The organism is Sphingobium sp. L-44, from assembly GCF_056859495.1.
This window is the reverse complement of record NZ_JBSXOQ010000062.1, coordinates 60,021-76,253: the sequence shown is the minus strand read 5'-3', so window position 1 is coordinate 76,253 and position 16,233 is coordinate 60,021. Positions and strand designations below refer to the sequence as shown.

15 protein-coding genes and 1 tRNA gene are annotated in these 16,233 nt (G+C 64.8%); 5 read left to right on the top strand and 11 right to left on the bottom strand.

The window, feature by feature from the left end; translation table 11 throughout:
• Positions 1-18: 18 nt before the first annotated feature.
• Positions 19-93, bottom strand: a tRNA-Asn gene (locus tag AC13EK_RS06745).
• Between the two features lie 145 nt (positions 94-238).
• Positions 239-589 (bottom strand): cupin domain-containing protein, encoded by a 351-nt coding sequence (locus tag AC13EK_RS06740; RefSeq protein WP_234792499.1) that lies wholly within the window; start codon positions 587-589, stop codon positions 239-241.
• 184 nt (positions 590-773) lie between these two features.
• On the opposite strand from AC13EK_RS06740, the gene AC13EK_RS06735 reads away from it, so the two are divergent.
• Entirely contained in the window at positions 774-2,921 is a 2,148-nt protein-coding gene (locus AC13EK_RS06735; protein WP_069338655.1) for a S9 family peptidase, read from the top strand.
• Positions 2,922-2,964: 43 nt separating this feature from the next.
• On the opposite strand, the gene ilvD is transcribed toward AC13EK_RS06735, so the two are convergent.
• Positions 2,965-4,818, bottom strand: coding sequence for a dihydroxy-acid dehydratase (gene ilvD, locus AC13EK_RS06730; protein WP_069338629.1), 1,854 nt, complete (start codon positions 4,816-4,818; stop codon positions 2,965-2,967).
• 114 nt (positions 4,819-4,932) lie between these two features.
• Between ilvD and AC13EK_RS06725 the strand changes: the two genes are divergently transcribed.
• Positions 4,933-5,808: a LysR family transcriptional regulator gene (locus AC13EK_RS06725; RefSeq protein WP_069338630.1), complete on the top strand. Its 876-nt coding sequence runs from the start codon at positions 4,933-4,935 to the stop codon at positions 5,806-5,808.
• 174 nt (positions 5,809-5,982) lie between these two features.
• On the opposite strand, the gene AC13EK_RS06720 is transcribed toward AC13EK_RS06725, so the two are convergent.
• The 8 genes from AC13EK_RS06720 to AC13EK_RS06685 form a co-directional block, all read right to left on the bottom strand.
• A complete protein-coding gene (locus AC13EK_RS06720; RefSeq protein WP_069338631.1) occupies positions 5,983-6,537 on the bottom strand; it encodes a nuclear transport factor 2 family protein in 555 nt (184 codons plus the stop codon).
• Between the two features lie 15 nt (positions 6,538-6,552).
• The gene (locus tag AC13EK_RS06715) at positions 6,553-6,966 is read right to left on the bottom strand and encodes an EthD domain-containing protein (RefSeq protein WP_069338632.1); all 414 of its coding nucleotides are present in this window, start codon (positions 6,964-6,966) and stop codon (positions 6,553-6,555) included.
• Between the two features lie 16 nt (positions 6,967-6,982).
• Positions 6,983-7,498 (bottom strand): nitroreductase/quinone reductase family protein, encoded by a 516-nt coding sequence (locus AC13EK_RS06710; RefSeq protein WP_037519851.1) that lies wholly within the window; start codon positions 7,496-7,498, stop codon positions 6,983-6,985.
• 93 nt (positions 7,499-7,591) lie between these two features.
• A complete protein-coding gene (locus AC13EK_RS06705) occupies positions 7,592-8,455 on the bottom strand; it encodes an SDR family NAD(P)-dependent oxidoreductase (RefSeq protein ID WP_069338633.1) in 864 nt (287 codons plus the stop codon).
• A gap of 79 nt (positions 8,456-8,534) precedes the next feature.
• Positions 8,535-8,999 (bottom strand): VOC family protein, encoded by a 465-nt coding sequence (locus AC13EK_RS06700; RefSeq protein ID WP_069338634.1) that lies wholly within the window; start codon positions 8,997-8,999, stop codon positions 8,535-8,537.
• A 3-nt stretch (positions 9,000-9,002) separates the two neighbouring features.
• Complete coding sequence (locus AC13EK_RS06695; RefSeq protein ID WP_069338635.1) at positions 9,003-9,785, bottom strand: sterol desaturase family protein; 783 nt, start codon at positions 9,783-9,785, stop codon at positions 9,003-9,005.
• A gap of 98 nt (positions 9,786-9,883) precedes the next feature.
• Entirely contained in the window at positions 9,884-10,525 is a 642-nt protein-coding gene (locus tag AC13EK_RS06690; protein ID WP_069338636.1) for a TetR/AcrR family transcriptional regulator, read from the bottom strand.
• The gene (locus AC13EK_RS06685) at positions 10,522-12,156 is read right to left on the bottom strand and encodes a Na+/H+ antiporter (protein WP_069338637.1); all 1,635 of its coding nucleotides are present in this window, start codon (positions 12,154-12,156) and stop codon (positions 10,522-10,524) included. Before AC13EK_RS06685 ends, AC13EK_RS06690 begins: the two co-directional genes overlap by 4 nt.
• A 199-nt stretch (positions 12,157-12,355) precedes the next feature.
• Here AC13EK_RS06685 and AC13EK_RS06680 point away from each other — a divergent pair, with 199 nt between their 5' ends.
• The 3 genes from AC13EK_RS06680 to AC13EK_RS06670 all read left to right on the top strand — a co-directional run bounded on the left by AC13EK_RS06680 (position 12,356) and on the right by AC13EK_RS06670 (position 16,225).
• Entirely contained in the window at positions 12,356-13,915 is a 1,560-nt protein-coding gene (locus AC13EK_RS06680; RefSeq protein WP_081331808.1) for an inorganic phosphate transporter, read from the top strand.
• 67 nt (positions 13,916-13,982) lie between these two features.
• Entirely contained in the window at positions 13,983-14,942 is a 960-nt protein-coding gene (locus AC13EK_RS06675; RefSeq protein ID WP_069338639.1) for a transporter, read from the top strand.
• A gap of 110 nt (positions 14,943-15,052) precedes the next feature.
• The gene (locus AC13EK_RS06670; protein ID WP_069338640.1) at positions 15,053-16,225 is read left to right on the top strand and encodes a hypothetical protein; all 1,173 of its coding nucleotides are present in this window, start codon (positions 15,053-15,055) and stop codon (positions 16,223-16,225) included.
• Positions 16,226-16,233 lie beyond the last annotated feature (8 nt).

The window sequence follows — 16,233 nt, the reverse complement described above, 5'->3', positions numbered from 1 at the left end:
TGCCAAGGGCTGAAATAGTGGCTCCCCGAGTAGGATTCGAACCTACGGCCATTCGATTAACAGTCGAATGCTCTACCGCTGAGCTATCGGGGAGCAGCCCCGCTTGCGCCGGGCAGGCCGCGCATATGCAGCGGCTTGTCCCAAATGGCAAGCGCTGCTTTTGCCATTCCTGAAAAAAATCTGTGCATATGCATGCGCTTGCGGAACGGGCGCATTTTCGTCCTTTTCCGCCGGTTTTTCAGGTTTCGCCGATGTGGATGGCAAGCCAGATGGTCGGCGCGTCCGTATGGGTGACGCGGTGCGGGATGCCCGCTCGAATCAGTCGATGATCCCCCGGTTCCAGGCGATAGGTGCCGATCCCTTCCAGCAGCAGTTCGGCGGTCCCGGCCAGCACCAGCACCCATTCATCCCAATGCTGGACATAGGGGCGCTCCGGCGGTGTGCTGTGGCCGTGGGATATAATCCGTTCGATCCGCACGCCCGGCATCGACACTATATCCTCGAACAGTTCCTCAGCCTCATGTCCGGACGGGATGTCGAGCAGGTTGGTCGGCGCATCGACCGGCAATGCAGGAGGTGGGCATGTCATCGGCGCATGATGCCGATTGGCGGAAAATTGGAAATGGGGGTTTTTACCGGGGCGTCGCCTGTGGGATGGGGCGTGCCATCTCCGTTGTCGCCGCGCTTGTTGCTTGAAATCCGGCGCCTATCGTGCTGACCATGCGGCCTGGCCGTTCGGCCCAATGTCAGAACAGGGGTTTGATACCGTGACAATGATATCCCGTTTGCTGCTGTCGGCGGCAATGGTGGCGGGCGCTTGCGCCGCGCCGGCAATCGCGCAGCCCAAGCAGGTGCTGACCCACGAAACGCTGTGGATGATGAAGCGTGTCGGCGCGCCGGTGGCGAGCCCGGACGGCAAATGGGTGGTCTATGCGCTGAGCGAACCATCCTATGAGAAGGATGGCGCGGTCAGCGACCTGTGGATCGTGCCGGCCGACGGATCGGCGGCGGCGCGCCGCCTGACCGCGACCAAGGCGGGCGAGGGCGATCCGGCCTGGGCGCCCGACAGCCGCCGCATCGCCTTTTCCGCCAAGCGCGAGGGCGACGATGTCGCGCAAATCTATGTGCTGGACCTGGCCGGTGGTGAAGCCCGCCGCGTGACCAGCATCCCGACCGGCGCGGGCAAGCCGATCTGGCGGCCCGATGGCCAGGCGATCCTGTTCGAAAGCGCGGTCTATCCCGGCGCGATGGACGCCGCCGCCAACAAGAAGGCGGCCGAGGAACGCAAGGCGCGCAAATATAATATGCGCGTCTATGAGCATTTCCCGATCCGCTACTGGAATGACTGGCTGGACGACAAGCGGCCGAGCCTGTGGCTCCAGCCGCTGGCGGAAGGCGCGCCGGCGCGCGATATCCTGTCCGCCACCAAGCTGGCGCAGGCCGATGGCTTTGGCGGCAATGCCCAGAGCGACGGCGGCATGACGCTGGCGCCGGTCTGGAGCCCGGACGGCAAGGAGATCGTCTTCACCGCCACCACCGAGCGCTGGAATGCGGCCCATGCCCGCGTCAATTTCGGCCTCTATCGCATGCCGGCCGACGGCGGTGAGCCGGTGCTGGTGACGCCGACGCCGGGCGAATATGGCGACATGAAGTTCACGCCGGACGGCAAGAGCCTGATCTTCCAGTTCAACACGCAGGGGCAGGAGGTCTATGATCTGGCGAAGCTGCACCGGGTTGCCTGGCCGGCGGGCGGGGCAGCGACGCTGCTGACCGGCGGCTTTGATCGCGCGGTGGACAGCTATGCCGTGACGCCCGACAGCCGCAGCCTCTATCTGACCGTGCCGGACGCGGGGATGGAAAATCTCTATCGCGTACCCGTAAGCGGCGGCACGCCCGAACTGGTGATCGCGCCCAAGGTTGGCGGCTATGCCGGGATCGACATTCCGTCGGATGCCAAGTCGACGCAGATCATCGCCAGCTATGGCAGTTCGGTGAACCCGGCGGAAATCGTGCGGATCGACCCGGCGGCCAAGCGGCACAAGAACCTGACCAACGTCAACACCGCGCTCGCTGCGACGATCGACTGGGCCAGCCCGGAACATTTCTGGTTCACCACCGACAAGGGCCGGCGCATCCACAACATGCTCGTCACGCCCCCGGCGTTCGACCCGGCGAAGAAATATCCGCTGATGGTGCTGATGCATGGCGGCCCGGCATCGTCCAACATGGACCAGATCGGCCTGCGCTGGAATTATCATCTGCTCGCCAGCGCCGGCTATGTCGTGCTGATGACCGACTATACCGGCTCGACCGGCTATGGTGAGGCCTTCTCGCGCGCGATCAAGCTCGATCCGCTGCGTGGTCCGGCGAACGAGATCAACCAGGCGGTGGATGAGGCCGGCAAGCGCTATGCCTTCATCGACACGGCCAATGCCTGTATCGGCGGCGCCAGCTATGGTGGCCATCTCGCCAACTGGATGGAGGCGACCACCACCCGCTACAAGTGCATCGTCAGCCATGCCGGCGAAGTCGACCTGCTAACCCAGTGGGGCACCAGCGATTTCAACTATGGCCGCGAAGTGGCGAGCGGCGGTCCCCCCTGGGGCGACAGCCCGGTGTGGCGCGACCAGAGCCCGATCACTTATGGCAAGGACTGGAAGACGCCGATGCTGCTGACCGCGGGCGAGCGCGATTTCCGCGTGCCGCTGGCGAACACGCTGGAAACCTGGTCGACCTTGCAGCGGATGCAGGTGCCCAGCCGCCTGCTGATCTTCCCCGATGCCTGGCACTGGATCACCAAGCCGGAGGATAGCCGCCAGTTCTACCGCGAGGTGCAGGGCTGGCTGGCCCATTATCTGAAAGGCGCGCCGGAAGTGAAGGGCGGCCCGATCGCCGCCCCCGAGGCGGCCAAGGCGCAATAAGCAAAGAAAAGGCCCGGTCGATGAACGACCGGGCCTTTTTCCATCAGTCCTTTTCGACCTGGCTGACGTCGCGCACCGCGCCGCGTGCGGCGTTGGTGGTGAGCGCCGCATAGGCACGCAGCGCCGGCGAGACGTTGCGCTTGCGGCCGAACGGCTTCCACGCCTTCTTGCCGCGCGCGACCATCTCCTCATGGCGCTTGGCCAGTTCTGCATCGTCGACCAGCAGCTGGATGCCGCGATTGGGGATGTCGATCAGGATCGGGTCGCCGGTCGCGACCAGCGCGATCAGGCCGCCCTCGGCCGCCTCGGGCGAGACATGGCCGATCGACAGACCCGACGTGCCGCCGGAGAAGCGCCCGTCGGTGATGAGCGCGCAGGCCTTGCCCAGCCCCTTCGACTTCAGATAGCTGGTCGGATAGAGCATTTCCTGCATGCCGGGGCCACCCTTGGGCCCTTCATAGCGGATGACGACGACGTCGTTCGCCTTGACTTCATTGCCCAGGATGCCCGCGACCGCCGCGTCCTGGCTTTCATAGACGCGGGCCGTGCCATGGAAGGTCAGGATGCTGTCGTCGACGCCGGCGGTCTTCACGATGCAGCCCTCGGGCGCCAGATTGCCGAACAGCACGGCCAGGCCGCCATCCTTGGAGAAGGGATGTTCGGCGCTGCGGATCACGCCGGTCTGGCGATCCATGTCCAGTTCCTTCCAGCGGTTGTTCTGGCTGAAGGCCTGGGTGGTGCGCACGCCGCCCGGCGCGGCCTTGAAGAACTCCTGCACCGCCTCGCTGTTGGTGCGGCTGATGTCCCAGCGGTTGATCGCCTCGCCCATGGTGGTGGCGTGGACGGTAGGCAGGCTGGTGTCGAGCAGGCCAGCGCGTTCGAGCTGGCCCAGGATCGCCATGATGCCACCGGCGCGGTGGACGTCCTCCATATGCACGTCCTGCTTGGCCGGGGCGACCTTGCACAGGCACGGCACGCGGCGCGACAGCCGGTCGATATCGGCCATCGAGAAATCGACGCCGCCCTCATGCGCGGCGGCGAGCAGGTGCAGCACCGTGTTGGTCGAACCGCCCATCGCGATGTCCAGGCTCATCGCATTCTCGAATGCCGCATGGCACGCGATGTTGCGGGGCAGGGCGGAGGCATCGTCTTGCTCATACCAGCGGCGGGCGAGATCGACGATGGTGTGGCCGGCCTCGCGGAACAGCTTTTCGCGATCGGCATGGGTGGCCAGGATCGAGCCATTGCCCGGCAGCGACAGGCCCAGCGCTTCGGTCAGGCAGTTCATCGAATTGGCGGTGAACATGCCCGAGCAGCTGCCACAGGTGGGGCAGGCCGCCTTTTCGATCGCGGCGACTTCCTCGTCGCTGTAATTTTCGTCGGCGGCGACGACCATCGCATCGACCAGGTCGAGCGCCACGGTCTTGCCCCGGATGTCCGCCTTGCCGGCCTCCATCGGCCCGCCGGACACGAAGATGACGGGGATGTTGAGGCGCATCGCGGCCATCAGCATACCCGGCGTGATCTTGTCGCAGTTGGAAATGCACAGCAGCGCGTCGGCGCAATGGGCATTGACCATATATTCGACACTGTCGGCGATCAGATCGCGGCTGGGCAGCGAATAGAGCATGCCGTCATGGCCCATGGCGATGCCGTCATCGACCGCGATGGTGTTGAATTCCTTGGCGACGCCGCCGGCCGCTTCGATCTCGCGCGCGACCAGCTGGCCCAGATCCTTCAAATGGACATGGCCCGGCACGAACTGGGTGAATGAATTGGCAATGGCGATGATCGGCTTGCCGAAATCCTCGTCCTTCATGCCGGTGGCGCGCCAGAGGCCGCGCGCGCCCGCCATGTTACGGCCGTGGGTGCTGGTGCGTGAACGATAATGAGGCATTTTGCGCCGTTCCTGTAATCTTGTTTCCCTGCAATGGCTGCCCCTACGCCTTTGCGCAAAGGTTGTGAAATATATTATTGAAGCGATATAAGGTCGCAAGGAGACTTTGTTGCCATGGACCTTCGCCCGCTGCGTCATTTTCTGGCTGTTGCCGACACGCTGCATTTCGGCCAGGCGGCGCAGCGCCTGGGCATGACCCAGCCGCCGCTCAGCCAGTCGATCTTGGCGCTGGAGCGGGAACTGGGCGCGCCGCTCTTCACCCGGTCGAAGCGCAATGTCGCGCTGACCGCCTTTGGCCGGCAATGGCTGGAGCATGTCCGTCCGGCGGTGGCGGCGGTGAGCGCGCTGCCGGACATCGCCCGCCGCCTGCGCGACGGCAGTGCGGGGCAGATCGGCCTCAGCTTCGTCAGCACCGCCGACTATAGCCTGTTGCCCGCCCTGGTGCGCGATTATGCCGCCCGCTTCCCGGAGGTGGAGATTGCGCTGACCGAGGCGACCAGCGACGTGCAGATTGCCGATCTGATCGACGGGGTGAATGATGCGGGCATATTGATCGCCCCCGATGGCGCGCTACCCGACGCGCTCGCCTATATGCCCTTGTTGCGTGAGCCGCTGGTGGTGGCGGTGCCGGAGGGCTGGGTGGCGGACGATAAGGCGCAGGGCGATCCCTGGCTCGACCGGCCGCTGATCCTGTTCCCGCGCCGGGTGGCGCCGGCCTTCCATGATCTGGTGAGCGGCTATCTGGCCGGGCGGGGGCAGCCGCTGCTGATCCGGCAGGAGGCGATCCAGATGCAGACGATCATCAGCCTGGTGTCGGCGGGCATGGGTATTGCGCTGGTGCCCGCATCGCTGCGCAACCTGGCGCGGACCGGGGTGCGCTATCTCGACCTGCAGGATGCGCCGATCCTGGAGACCGGCCTTGCCTGGCGGCGGGACGATGATGGCGCGACGCTGGCGGGGCTGCTGGGTGTCGCCCGTGCCATGGCCTGAACAGAAAGAGACCCCGTCGCACAAGGGATGCGACGGGGCCGAGGTTCAGGGAGGTGTCACTCCAAGGGGGAAAGAAGTGACAGCCACATCTATAGGTCCGGTCCATGAACCTTATGTGAAGCAAGCAGAATTTTTCTGCGGGGACGGTTTTGCGCCGATAATCGCGACGCCGGGCTACCAGCGTTCGCCCTGGGTCGAAGCGATGACGGGGCGCTGGTAGGAGGCGTCTTCCCTGCTCCAGTGGGGCTTGAGGAAGCCCTTCACATTGGCGGAATAAACCCAGCTCGCATCGGTGTCGGCGGTCATCTCGATCGTGCAGCGACGGGTAAGCAGCCGCCATTCGTCGCCGCGCCGTTCCAACTGGTCGATGTAGCGGCCAAAGGCGATCGTCGTGGTTTTGCCATCCTGCCAGAACAGGCCGCCGACCGTGTAGCTTTCGCAATAGGCGGTGTCGCCGTCGATCTCGCACAGATGGTTGGTGATATTATGGCTGGTCGACAGGAAGAATTTGCCATGGCCCATATTGGCCCGCGCCGCATAGTCGGGCGCGCGGGTGATGATGGGGCCATGTTCATCCACGCCATCCTCCCACCAGCAACTGTTGATGATGTCGACATCCTGCCGGTCGCGTCCGCGGCATTCGCGCAGAATGCAATCGCGGATCGCCTGCCGGTCCTGCAGGTCGCGCACGGTGGCGCGCAGCGCGGCGACTTCCTGTTCGAGGTCCATCTCCAGCTTTTCCTTTCAGCCCTGCGGCACCAGTTGCACCTGCATCATCTCGCCATTCGGCCCCATCGGGCTGTCATGTTCCTCGACCAGGCAGACGGGGTTGCTGTTGCTGGCGAAGAGTTGCAGTTCGTCGGCCTTGCGGATGTCGAGCATCGCAGGGTCGGACAGCCCCTTCATCGCGGCCTGATAATCGGCCAGGCTGTTCCACCAGATTTCCATGATGCAGTCATAGCCGGGATGAATGATCTCACCGGTCAGCGGGTTGGGCTGGGGCGTGACATAGCGGCGGACATAGCGCTGGGCGTTGGGCAGGGCGGGCTTGGCGCCCATCTTCTGCGACAGGCGCGAATGCTGGTTTTCATAATAGTCCATGAACTGGTCCATGGAGAGATCGTCACGCTTCCTGAGGAAGACGATCTGCTTGATCATGGCTCTCCTCCCGCGCTCAATATTGCCGTTCGCCGGTAGCGTCCGACGCCTTGAAGCCGTCGATCGGCTCGATCGCCTTCATCATCACCAGCGGGATCAGGCGGTCGGTCGACTGCTGATAGCCGGCATAGGCGGGGAAGACCTGGCACATGAAGGCCCAGACCCGGTCGCGTTCCTCGCCCTCCGGCTCGCGCCAGGTCGCGCGGAAGGCCTGGGTCGCGACCTGGAAGTCGACCGTCTCGCTGTCGCGGATGTTGAGATACCAGGCGGGATGATGGTCGGCGCCGCCCTTGGACGCGACGATCACCACCTCGCCGCCGATATCGCCATAGATGAGGGTGGTGATGAAGGTCTTGCCGCTCTTGCGGCCGGTATAGCGGATCATGCAGTGGGTGGTGAAACCATGACCGCCGACGGCGGTGATGTCCATGATATGGCCCTGCGCCCCGCCCGATCGCAGATACATGTCGCGATGCTCGCTGATCCAGTCCTTGCGCGTGTCGCGGATGGCGGCGGAACTGTCGTCGCTCATGACGGCCTCCTCTCTGTCAACTTCGGTGTAAACCAGCCGGGCGCCCGACGGACCTGAAAAGGGCGTCGCCATGGCGATGCTTGCCCCGTCGGATCAGCGGATGATCCGGTCATATTGCGGCAGCGGCGCGACGCCATAGCTTTGCCGATAGGAGGGGGGCTGGCGATCGCCCACGTCGCGCAGCCCATAATGTTCGGCCAGTTCTGCGCCGATCAGCGTCTGGCCGGCATGGTCCGCCAATGCCGGATCCTGCGACAGCGCCCAGATGACATGGCCGGTGAACTCGGGCGTTTCGACCATCTTTTCCAGATAGGCATATTTGGCCGGGTCCGACGCGATCAGTTGCAGCAGGCGTCCGGTGCGCAGCGCGCCCATCCAGATCGACAGCGCGGTGACGCCGGTGCCGCGCAGGTCAACGGCCATGTCGGCCGCCATCTTGTCCTGGCTGACCTTGTGCGCGCCATAGCCGGGGCCATAGACATAATGGGAGGCGCCCGACCCGGATGTGAAGACGATCAGCCCCTGGCCGCGATCGACCATCATCGGCGCGGCATGATAGCTGGCGACATAGGAACTGCGGATGCCGACGGTGATGATGTCGGCCAGCTTCAGCGGCTTTTCCCAGAAGCGGCCGGGCAGGGTGAGTTCGTCATGGATGGCGGCGACATTATTGACCAATATGTCGATATGCCCCTGCTCGACGCGAACCCGGTCGAACAGCGCGCGGGTCTGGTCGTCATCGCCATGATCGACGCGCACGGCAATGCCCTGTCCACCGGCGGCCGTCACGGCGGCGGCGGTTTCGTAGATGGTGCCGGGCAGCGGGGCGTCTCCGGCCTTTTCCGACCGGCCGGTGACATAGACGATGCAGCCATGCTGGCCGAGTGCGGTGGCAATGCCCTGGCCTGCGCCTCGGCTGGCGCCGGTGACGACCGCGACCTTGGGTGTCTGGCTCATCCATTCTCTCCTTGGGGCGCTGGGCTAACCCAAGCCACCCGCACCTGACCATGCAGGGGGCGGAGATATCGCTTTGGCGTTAGGCCGGGTTTGGCGGATTGCCGACCAGTTCCAGTTCATGGCCGTCGGGATCATGGATCATCAATATGGCCGGCCCCTTGCCCGAGGCACGGATCGCACCGACCGGATAGCCCGCCGCCTGCATGCGGGATGCAACCCCCGACAGGTCGGGCACGCGCAGCACGATCTTGGCGATGCCACTGTCGGCCGGCGGCGCCTTCTGCGCCTTGTCGTGCAGCAGGATCAGAGTCAGCCGGCCGCCCTTGCCATCGGCGCAGAGCATGACTTCGGTCACGGGCCCATGTTGCAGTGTGGTGGCAGGGACGAGGCCGAGCGCGACCTGGTAGAAGCGCAGCGCCTTGTCGAGATCGGCCACGGGCAGGCCGGGCGCCATCAAGGTCGCGCCGACCGGCGGCGGCGTCTGGGCATGAAGCGGGGCCGCGCCAACGGGCAGCAGGGCGAGCAGAAGGGCGATGTCGCGCATGGATCAGGCAGTTTCGCTGGCGGTGCTAACCGGGGCGTCGTCCGTCTTCCGGCGCTGCTTGATCTTGTCGAAATCGGCCTCGAACTTCGGGCGCATGGTGCCGCACAGCCGGTCCCAGATCGTCGTGTAGCCGCCGAAATTGCCGGTGAAATAGCGATGATGCTGATCGTGGAAGGTGGCGGAGATGAACCATTTGGTCGCCCAGCTACGGTTCCACCAGCGCGGCAGCATCTCATAGCCGGAATGGACATAGAGGCCCATGATGATGTTGGTCGGCACGATCAGCGCGACGGTCGCGTCATGGACAGTGAAGACGGTCAGGAACAGCGGCACGAAGCCGCCATTGATCAGCGATTCCAGCGGGCTGACCGACAGGGTGGTGAGCAGGTTGGGGGATGTCGACTTGTGATGCAGCTTGTGAACCCAGCTATAGACCGGTTCCCTGTGCATCCAGCGGTGCAGCCAGTAGAAATAGGTGTCGAACAGGAAGAAATAGAGCGCATATTCAAGCGCGATCATCCACCAGGCGGCGGGCGCCGGATTGAAGCTGATCGCGCCGATTTCGACCAGCTTGGTCTTGATCGTGCCGAGCAGCAGGCCGGTGATGGCGAGGTTGATGACGGCAAAGCCGGCTTCGTTCCGGAAAATCTTCCACTTGAAACCGCGCGGCTGGATCTTGCGTGCCTTGAAATAGCCGCTGACGATGCCGGCGCCGATCCCGGTTGCGACAAACAGGCCAAGCCATAGCGAGAGAAGATGCTCGCCCTTTCCCAGATATTCCAGCACGCCGGTCCTTCCCGTTGCAGACAGAAGGGTCTGCTATCATGGGATGGGCCGGGGATTTTGTCGGCGTTGACACATAGGCTGGAAATGCGGGCGGGCGCTCAGCCGCGATTGGCGTTGATCCCGTCCAGCACGAAATCGGCGATCGCAGCGTCGATGCTGGCATCGTCCGCCAGCCCCGCCGGATAGAGCCAGTCGCGAAACAGCCGGTTGGCGAGCACTGCGGCAAAGGCGGCGCGAACCATCAGGCGCGGATCGACGCGCGGCGTACCCTCGATCCGGGCCGACTGGACGGCGGCGCCCTGCTCGAAATAGGCGGCCAGGCTCTCGATCGGATTGCCGCTGTCTCCAGCCGGGCCTCCGGCCAGCATCATCGCCCGCAGCAGCGCCTCATGCTCGGTGACGAAGCGTTGCAGTTCGGCGATGTAAAGGCGCGCGGTGTCGGCGCGGCTGGCATCGTCCTGCGGCAGCGGATGATCGGCGTTGAAGCGTTCGAGATGCTGGCTGAGCGGGCGGAACACCGCTTCCTGGAACAGGGCGGCCTTGGACGCGAAGCTGCGGAACAGTTGCGCCTCGGTCGTGTCGGCGGCGCGGGCGATCGCGGCGGTGGTCGCGCCGGCATAGCCATGGCGGCGAAATTCGTCCTGCGCTGCCTGGATCAGCCGGCTGGAGACCTCCGCCGAGGATCGGCGCGGCCGTCGGGCCGGCTTGCTGATGGCCTGGTCTGGGCCGCCGCCGCTCATGTGCGCAGGCGCGCTTCGGACAGGTCAAGCTCACGGGTGAGCTTGCGCCCGACCTCGCTGCCGATCTTGCGGCTGCGCAGCAGGGTGAGGAGGGCCGTGCGTTCCGCCGCGACGCCGACCATGCGGAAATCGCGGAACAGGGCGCCCTGCGCGCGCAGGCTGTCGGCTTCGGCGGCCCCCAGGGCCTCGATCCGCTCGCGATACAGATCCATCACGCGGGCGCCAGCCTCGGCATAGCGTTCGGCATGGCCATGGGTTTCGGCCAGTTCATGTTGATGACGCTCGATCGCCTGGATCGCTGCCTCGGCGGTGACGATGCGGGCGGCGTCCTCTTCCGCGGCCTTGTTGGCTTCGGCCGGCATGTCGAGATTCTTGAGCAGCAGCGGCAGTGCGACGCTGGCCAGGATCAGCGACAGGATGATGACCCCCGCGGCCAGGAAGATGGCAAGATCGCGCGCGGGGAAGGGCGTGCCGTCATTGAGCGCGAGCGGCAGGGTGAGCACACCGGCAAGGGTGATGGCGCCACGCACCCCGGCGAAGGAGGTCGCCGCCACCAGCCGCCAGTTGGGCCGGCGCGGACCATCGACGCCGCGATACTGGTTGCGCAGGATGGTGAAGCGCAGCGACAACCACACCCACAGGAAACGCAGCGCAGCGAGGCCGACGACGATCGCGACCGTGTAGAGTGCCAGCCAGCCGGGTTCGCTATGGCCGGTCAGTGCGACCGTGCGCTTCGCTTCGGCGAGGATGCCGGGCAATTGTTCGCCCAGCAGCACGAAGATGATGCCGTTCAGGGTGAACTGGATCGTGTCCCACACCGAATTGCGGCGCATCCGGGTTTCGGCCATCGCCTCGCGCGAGATTTCGGCGAAGGTCATGGTCACGCCCGCTGCGACGGCGGCCAGGATGCCGGAGGCATGGACATGTTCGGCCAGGATATAGGAGCCGAAGGGGATCAGCAGGCTGACCAGGATCTGCGACCCGGTTTCCTCGCCCCAGCGGCGCGTGACCCAGGCCTTGGCGCGCGACACGACCAGCGTGACGCCGACGCCGATCGCGATGCCGGCAAAGGCCAGCCAGAGGAAATTGAGCGCGGCATCGCCGGCCGAGAAGCTGCCGGTCAGCGCCGCCGCAATGGCAAAGCGCAGGCAGACCAGGCCGGATGCGTCGTTGAGCAGCGATTCCCCTTCGAGGATGTGCATCATGCGCTTGGGAATGGGCACGCGCGCGGCGATGGCGGACACGGCGATCGGATCGGTCGGCGAGACCACGGCGGCGAGCGCGAAGGCGACGGCGAGCGGCATCGCCGGGATCATCCAGTTGATGAAGAAGCCCATGCCGATGACGGTGGTCAGCACCAGCCCCAGCGCCAGTTCGACCACGGTCGAGGCGTCCTTGAGCAGTTCATCCTTGGGAATGCGCCAGCCGTCGAGGAACAGCAGAGGCGGCAGGAACAAGAGCAGGAATATTTCGGGATCGAGCGCGACCCTGTGCGATGTCGACAGGCCGATGATCGCGCCAAGGGCGATCTGGACCAGAGGTGTCGGGATGGAAATCGGCATCATGCGCGACAAGGCGCCACTGACGACGACAGCCAGCAACAGGAATAATACGACCGAAATGACGTCCAAATCTTCGCTCCAACTTATGTGTGGGGCGACCCTAGGCGGACGGATTGCCGATGGGCAAGCGCCAGGCGCGAATTTTCCTTCGATTTCAGCACCGCAACGCGGCTGTCATGCAGCGGACCTAGAGGGTTAATATTATTTGCCGTTCGGGGACGATTCGATGAATGCAAGCGTGGCAATGGACGGGGCACGCCGGCCCGAGATGGACAAGGGTCTGGGCATGGCCGGCTCGATCGGCTTTGGCGCCGCCATCATCGCCGCGCTGATCTATGTCGTCTACAGCGTCTATAGCGACGCGACGGCTGTGGGCGTGGCACCGACCGCCTATCTGCCCTTCCTGCTGCTGTTCCTGGCCCTGCTGATCGCGCTCGGCTTCGAATTCGTGAACGGCTTCCATGACACCGCCAATGCGGTGGCGACGGTGATCTACACCAATGCGATGCCGGCCAATATCGCGGTGGTCTGGTCCGGTTTCTTCAATTTCCTGGGGGTGCTGCTGTCGACCGGCGCGGTCGCTTTCGGCATCGTGTCGCTGCTGCCGGTCGAACTGATCCTGCAAGTCGGGTCCAGCGCGGGTTTCGCCATGGTGTTTGCCCTCCTCATCGCAGCGATCATATGGAACCTCGCCACCTGGTGGCTGGGCATCCCGTCGTCCAGCTCGCACACGCTGATCGGATCGATCATCGGCGTCGGCGTCGCCAATGCGCTGCTGCACGGCAAGAGCGGCACGTCGGGCGTCGACTGGAGCAAGGCGACCGAGATCGGCCAGGCGCTGCTCTTTTCGCCGCTGATCGGCTTTGGCCTGGCGGCGCTGCTGTTCGTGGCGATGAAAGTCCTTGTCCGCAACAAGGCGCTCTATCGCGAGCCGCAAAATGGCATGCCGCCGCCATTGTGGATCCGTGCGTTGCTGATCTTCACCTGCACCGGCGTCAGCTTCGCCCATGGTTCCAATGACGGACAGAAGGGCATGGGCCTCATCATGCTGATCCTGATCGGCACGGTGCCGACCGCCTATGCGCTCAACCGCGCGGTGCCGGCACGCTACACCACCGAATTCCACGCCAATTCGATTGCCGCCACGGCGGCGCTTGGCCAGCGCGCGCCCGCCATGATGCAGCCGGCCGAGGCGCGGGCGCAGGTCACGCGCTATATCGCTGACAAGCGATTTGCCGACACGACCATGCCGGCGCTGTCGGTGCTGATCGCCGATGTCGATCGGCAGGTGATGAATTATGGATCGCTAGCGCAGGTGCCGGCCGCTGCCGTCTCCAACATCCGCAATGACATGTATCTGGCGTCCGAAGCGATCAAGCGGCTGGGCAAGGAGAAGGCGGCGGGGCTGTCCGAAGCGAAGATGACGGCGCTGACGACCTACAAGGGCTCGCTCGATGCTGGCACCCGATTCATCCCGACCTGGGTGAAGATTGCCGTCGCCTTTGCGCTGGGGCTGGGCACCATGGTCGGCTGGCGGCGGATCGTGGTCACGGTGGGTGAGAAGATCGGCAAGACGCACCTCACCTATGCGCAGGGTGCCTCGGCCGAACTGGTGGCGATGGCGACGATCTTCGGCGCGGACCATATGGGCCTGCCGGTTTCGACCACCCATGTCCTGTCGTCGGGCGTGGCCGGCACGATGGCGGCCAATGGGTCGGGCCTGCAGATGGCGACGGTGCGCAACCTGCTGATGGCCTGGGTGCTGACCTTGCCCTGTTCGATCCTGCTCGCAGGGCTGCTATATATGGTCTTCGCGCAGATCTTCTGATCGACAGGAGCGGCATATCGGCGACCGGAACGACCCGCTGATCCCCATCATCTTGCCGGTTCCGGGCATGGGACCGGGGCTGATCTGGGGGCTGGACTTCGCGCCTGATGCGATCAGGGCGGTCGATCATTGCGACGGCGGGGCGACGGGCGGCTTTCGCTGGCTGCACCTGAACCTGGCCGATCATGGCACGCGGCAATGGATCGAGGGGGCGGCGATGCTGCCCGAGGCGGTGCGCGAACTGATCCTGTCGCCCGATACGCATCAGCGGGCGCTGGTCGATGGCGACACGGTCGGCTGCGTCCTGCATGATTTCGAGCGGGACTTCGATGTGGCGGATACCGCGCGGGTTGGTGCGCTGCGCATGGCGTTGACGCCGACATTGATGCTGACGACGCGGCTGCATCCGCTGCGCTGCGCCGACATCGCGCGCCATCGGCTGGAGCGGACGAGGGGCGTCATCGGCGGGGCGCAGGCGCTGGACCTGCTGGTCGGCGCCATTGCTGAGAATATCGCCGATATCAGCCGTACCCTGTCGGCGGACATCCAGCGCGCCGAGGATGCCTTTCTGGAGGGGCATCATCCGCCCCAGCCGCGCGACCTGGTCGGTATTCGCCGCCGGCTCGCACAACTGCATCGCCTGCTGTCGGGCGCGCGGGGCGTGTTCCAGCGGCTGGAACGGGACGAGGAACTGCCGGACGCTCTGCTGCCCACGGTCGAGAAACTGACCCAGCGGCTGCAGGCGCTGGACGCCGACATATTGGAAGGACAGGCGCAATTACGGCTGCTGCGCGACGAACTGGATATCCAGGCGGCGCAGCGGACCAACCAGAATCTCTACATCCTGTCGATCATCACCGCGCTGATGCTGCCGGCGACCCTGGTCACCGGACTGTTCGGCATGAACACTGGGGGCATGCCCTTTGCCGGTGCGTCGCATGGCACGCTGACCGCGACGCTGGTGGCGGCCGGGGCGGCGGGGGTGAGCTATTGCCTGCTGCGCTGGATGGGGTTCATGCGGCGCTGAACCGCGATCCATCGCGCCGGCGATCTCGGGCCGGGGTCTCTCCTAAAATCAAATGATAGTGAATACTATCTATATGCTGCCCGCCAGTGGCAGAGGAGAGGCATGCCATCATGATCATCGAACCCGACATCCTGGCCTATCTGACTGATCTGGAGAGCGCGGTCGCCAATCTTGGCGACACCTGGCACCCCGACGATCCGGCTTATCGCGCCGACGTTTATCGCCAGACGATGACCAGCCTGTCCTATGCCTATTTCGCCTATTTCCATGCCACGCCGGAGCATCCCGATTGGGCCCCCTTGTGGAACCCGGTCTATACGCTCCAGCCCAATCCGGACGATATCTATCTCCAGTCGCCGATCCGCGGGGATCTGACCTACCGCATCGCCGGCAATCGGGGCAGCTGCAAGATATTGAGCTTCACCACCCAAAGGGCCTTGTCCGGCACGGTCGATGAAATGCCCCGACCCAATGGCCATCATGAGGTGGACGACAGCGATCTGGGGCTGGAGCCGGGGGAGCATTTCGAACTGATCCTGAGCGCCCAGCGCCCGGCAGGCTATGCTGGCAAATGGGCGCCGATCGATCCCCAGGCGGGCGGGCTGATGGTGCGCTATCGCAGCTATGACTGGCTGAACGAGGTCGATCCGCAACTGACGATCGAATGTCTGGATCCGGTGCCGCCCAAGCCGCGCCTTTCGCCGGAGGAGATTGTCGCGCGCATCCGGGAAATGGCAAAGTTCCCCGGTCGCAAGACGCGGCTTTATTATCCGATGCAGAATGGCGTGAAGGAGCGGGTTGGCTTTAATCGGTTCGAGCCGGTGCGGATGCCCGGCGCGCTTGCCAAGCAGGTCTATTGGCCGGCCTGCTTCCAGTTCGACGCCGATGAGGCGCTGATCATCGAGACCGACATCCCAGCCCATGCGCCCTACTGGAATATCCAGCTCAACGACCCCTATTTCAACGCGCTGGAATATGTCTATCGCCTGTCCAGCAGCAACGGCCATTATGCCAAGCTGAGCCGTGACGGCAAATATCGGGCCGTCATCGCGCTGGAAGACCCCGGCGTGCCCAACTGGCTTGATCCCGCCGGCTATCGTGAAGGTGGCATCTATGGCCGCTGGTATGATTGCGACAGCGCGCCGGTGCCGACCATCACGCGGGTGAAGCTGAACGCGTTGCGCACCCATTTGCCCGCCGACACGCCGATCGTCACGCCGCAGCAGCGCGCCGAGGAGTTGCGGCTGCGGGTGCGGGCCTGCCAGCGTCGACGGCGCTGGTGAAAGGAGGG

Coding starts and splice junctions, on each gene's coding strand:
- AC13EK_RS06740 (WP_234792499.1), bottom strand. CDS start 589: ATGACATGCCCACCTCCTGCATTGCCGGTCGATGCGCCGACCAACCTG.
- AC13EK_RS06735 (WP_069338655.1), top strand. CDS start 774: ATGATATCCCGTTTGCTGCTGTCGGCGGCAATGGTGGCGGGCGCTTGC.
- ilvD (WP_069338629.1), bottom strand. CDS start 4,818: ATGCCTCATTATCGTTCACGCACCAGCACCCACGGCCGTAACATGGCG.
- AC13EK_RS06725 (WP_069338630.1), top strand. CDS start 4,933: ATGGACCTTCGCCCGCTGCGTCATTTTCTGGCTGTTGCCGACACGCTG.
- AC13EK_RS06720 (WP_069338631.1), bottom strand. CDS start 6,537: ATGGACCTCGAACAGGAAGTCGCCGCGCTGCGCGCCACCGTGCGCGAC.
- AC13EK_RS06715 (WP_069338632.1), bottom strand. CDS start 6,966: ATGATCAAGCAGATCGTCTTCCTCAGGAAGCGTGACGATCTCTCCATG.
- AC13EK_RS06710 (WP_037519851.1), bottom strand. CDS start 7,498: ATGAGCGACGACAGTTCCGCCGCCATCCGCGACACGCGCAAGGACTGG.
- AC13EK_RS06705 (WP_069338633.1), bottom strand. CDS start 8,455: ATGAGCCAGACACCCAAGGTCGCGGTCGTCACCGGCGCCAGCCGAGGC.
- AC13EK_RS06700 (WP_069338634.1), bottom strand. CDS start 8,999: ATGCGCGACATCGCCCTTCTGCTCGCCCTGCTGCCCGTTGGCGCGGCC.
- AC13EK_RS06690 (WP_069338636.1), bottom strand. CDS start 10,525: ATGAGCGGCGGCGGCCCAGACCAGGCCATCAGCAAGCCGGCCCGACGG.
- AC13EK_RS06680 (WP_081331808.1), top strand. CDS start 12,356: ATGGACAAGGGTCTGGGCATGGCCGGCTCGATCGGCTTTGGCGCCGCC.
- AC13EK_RS06675 (WP_069338639.1), top strand. CDS start 13,983: ATGGGACCGGGGCTGATCTGGGGGCTGGACTTCGCGCCTGATGCGATC.
- AC13EK_RS06670 (WP_069338640.1), top strand. CDS start 15,053: ATGATCATCGAACCCGACATCCTGGCCTATCTGACTGATCTGGAGAGC.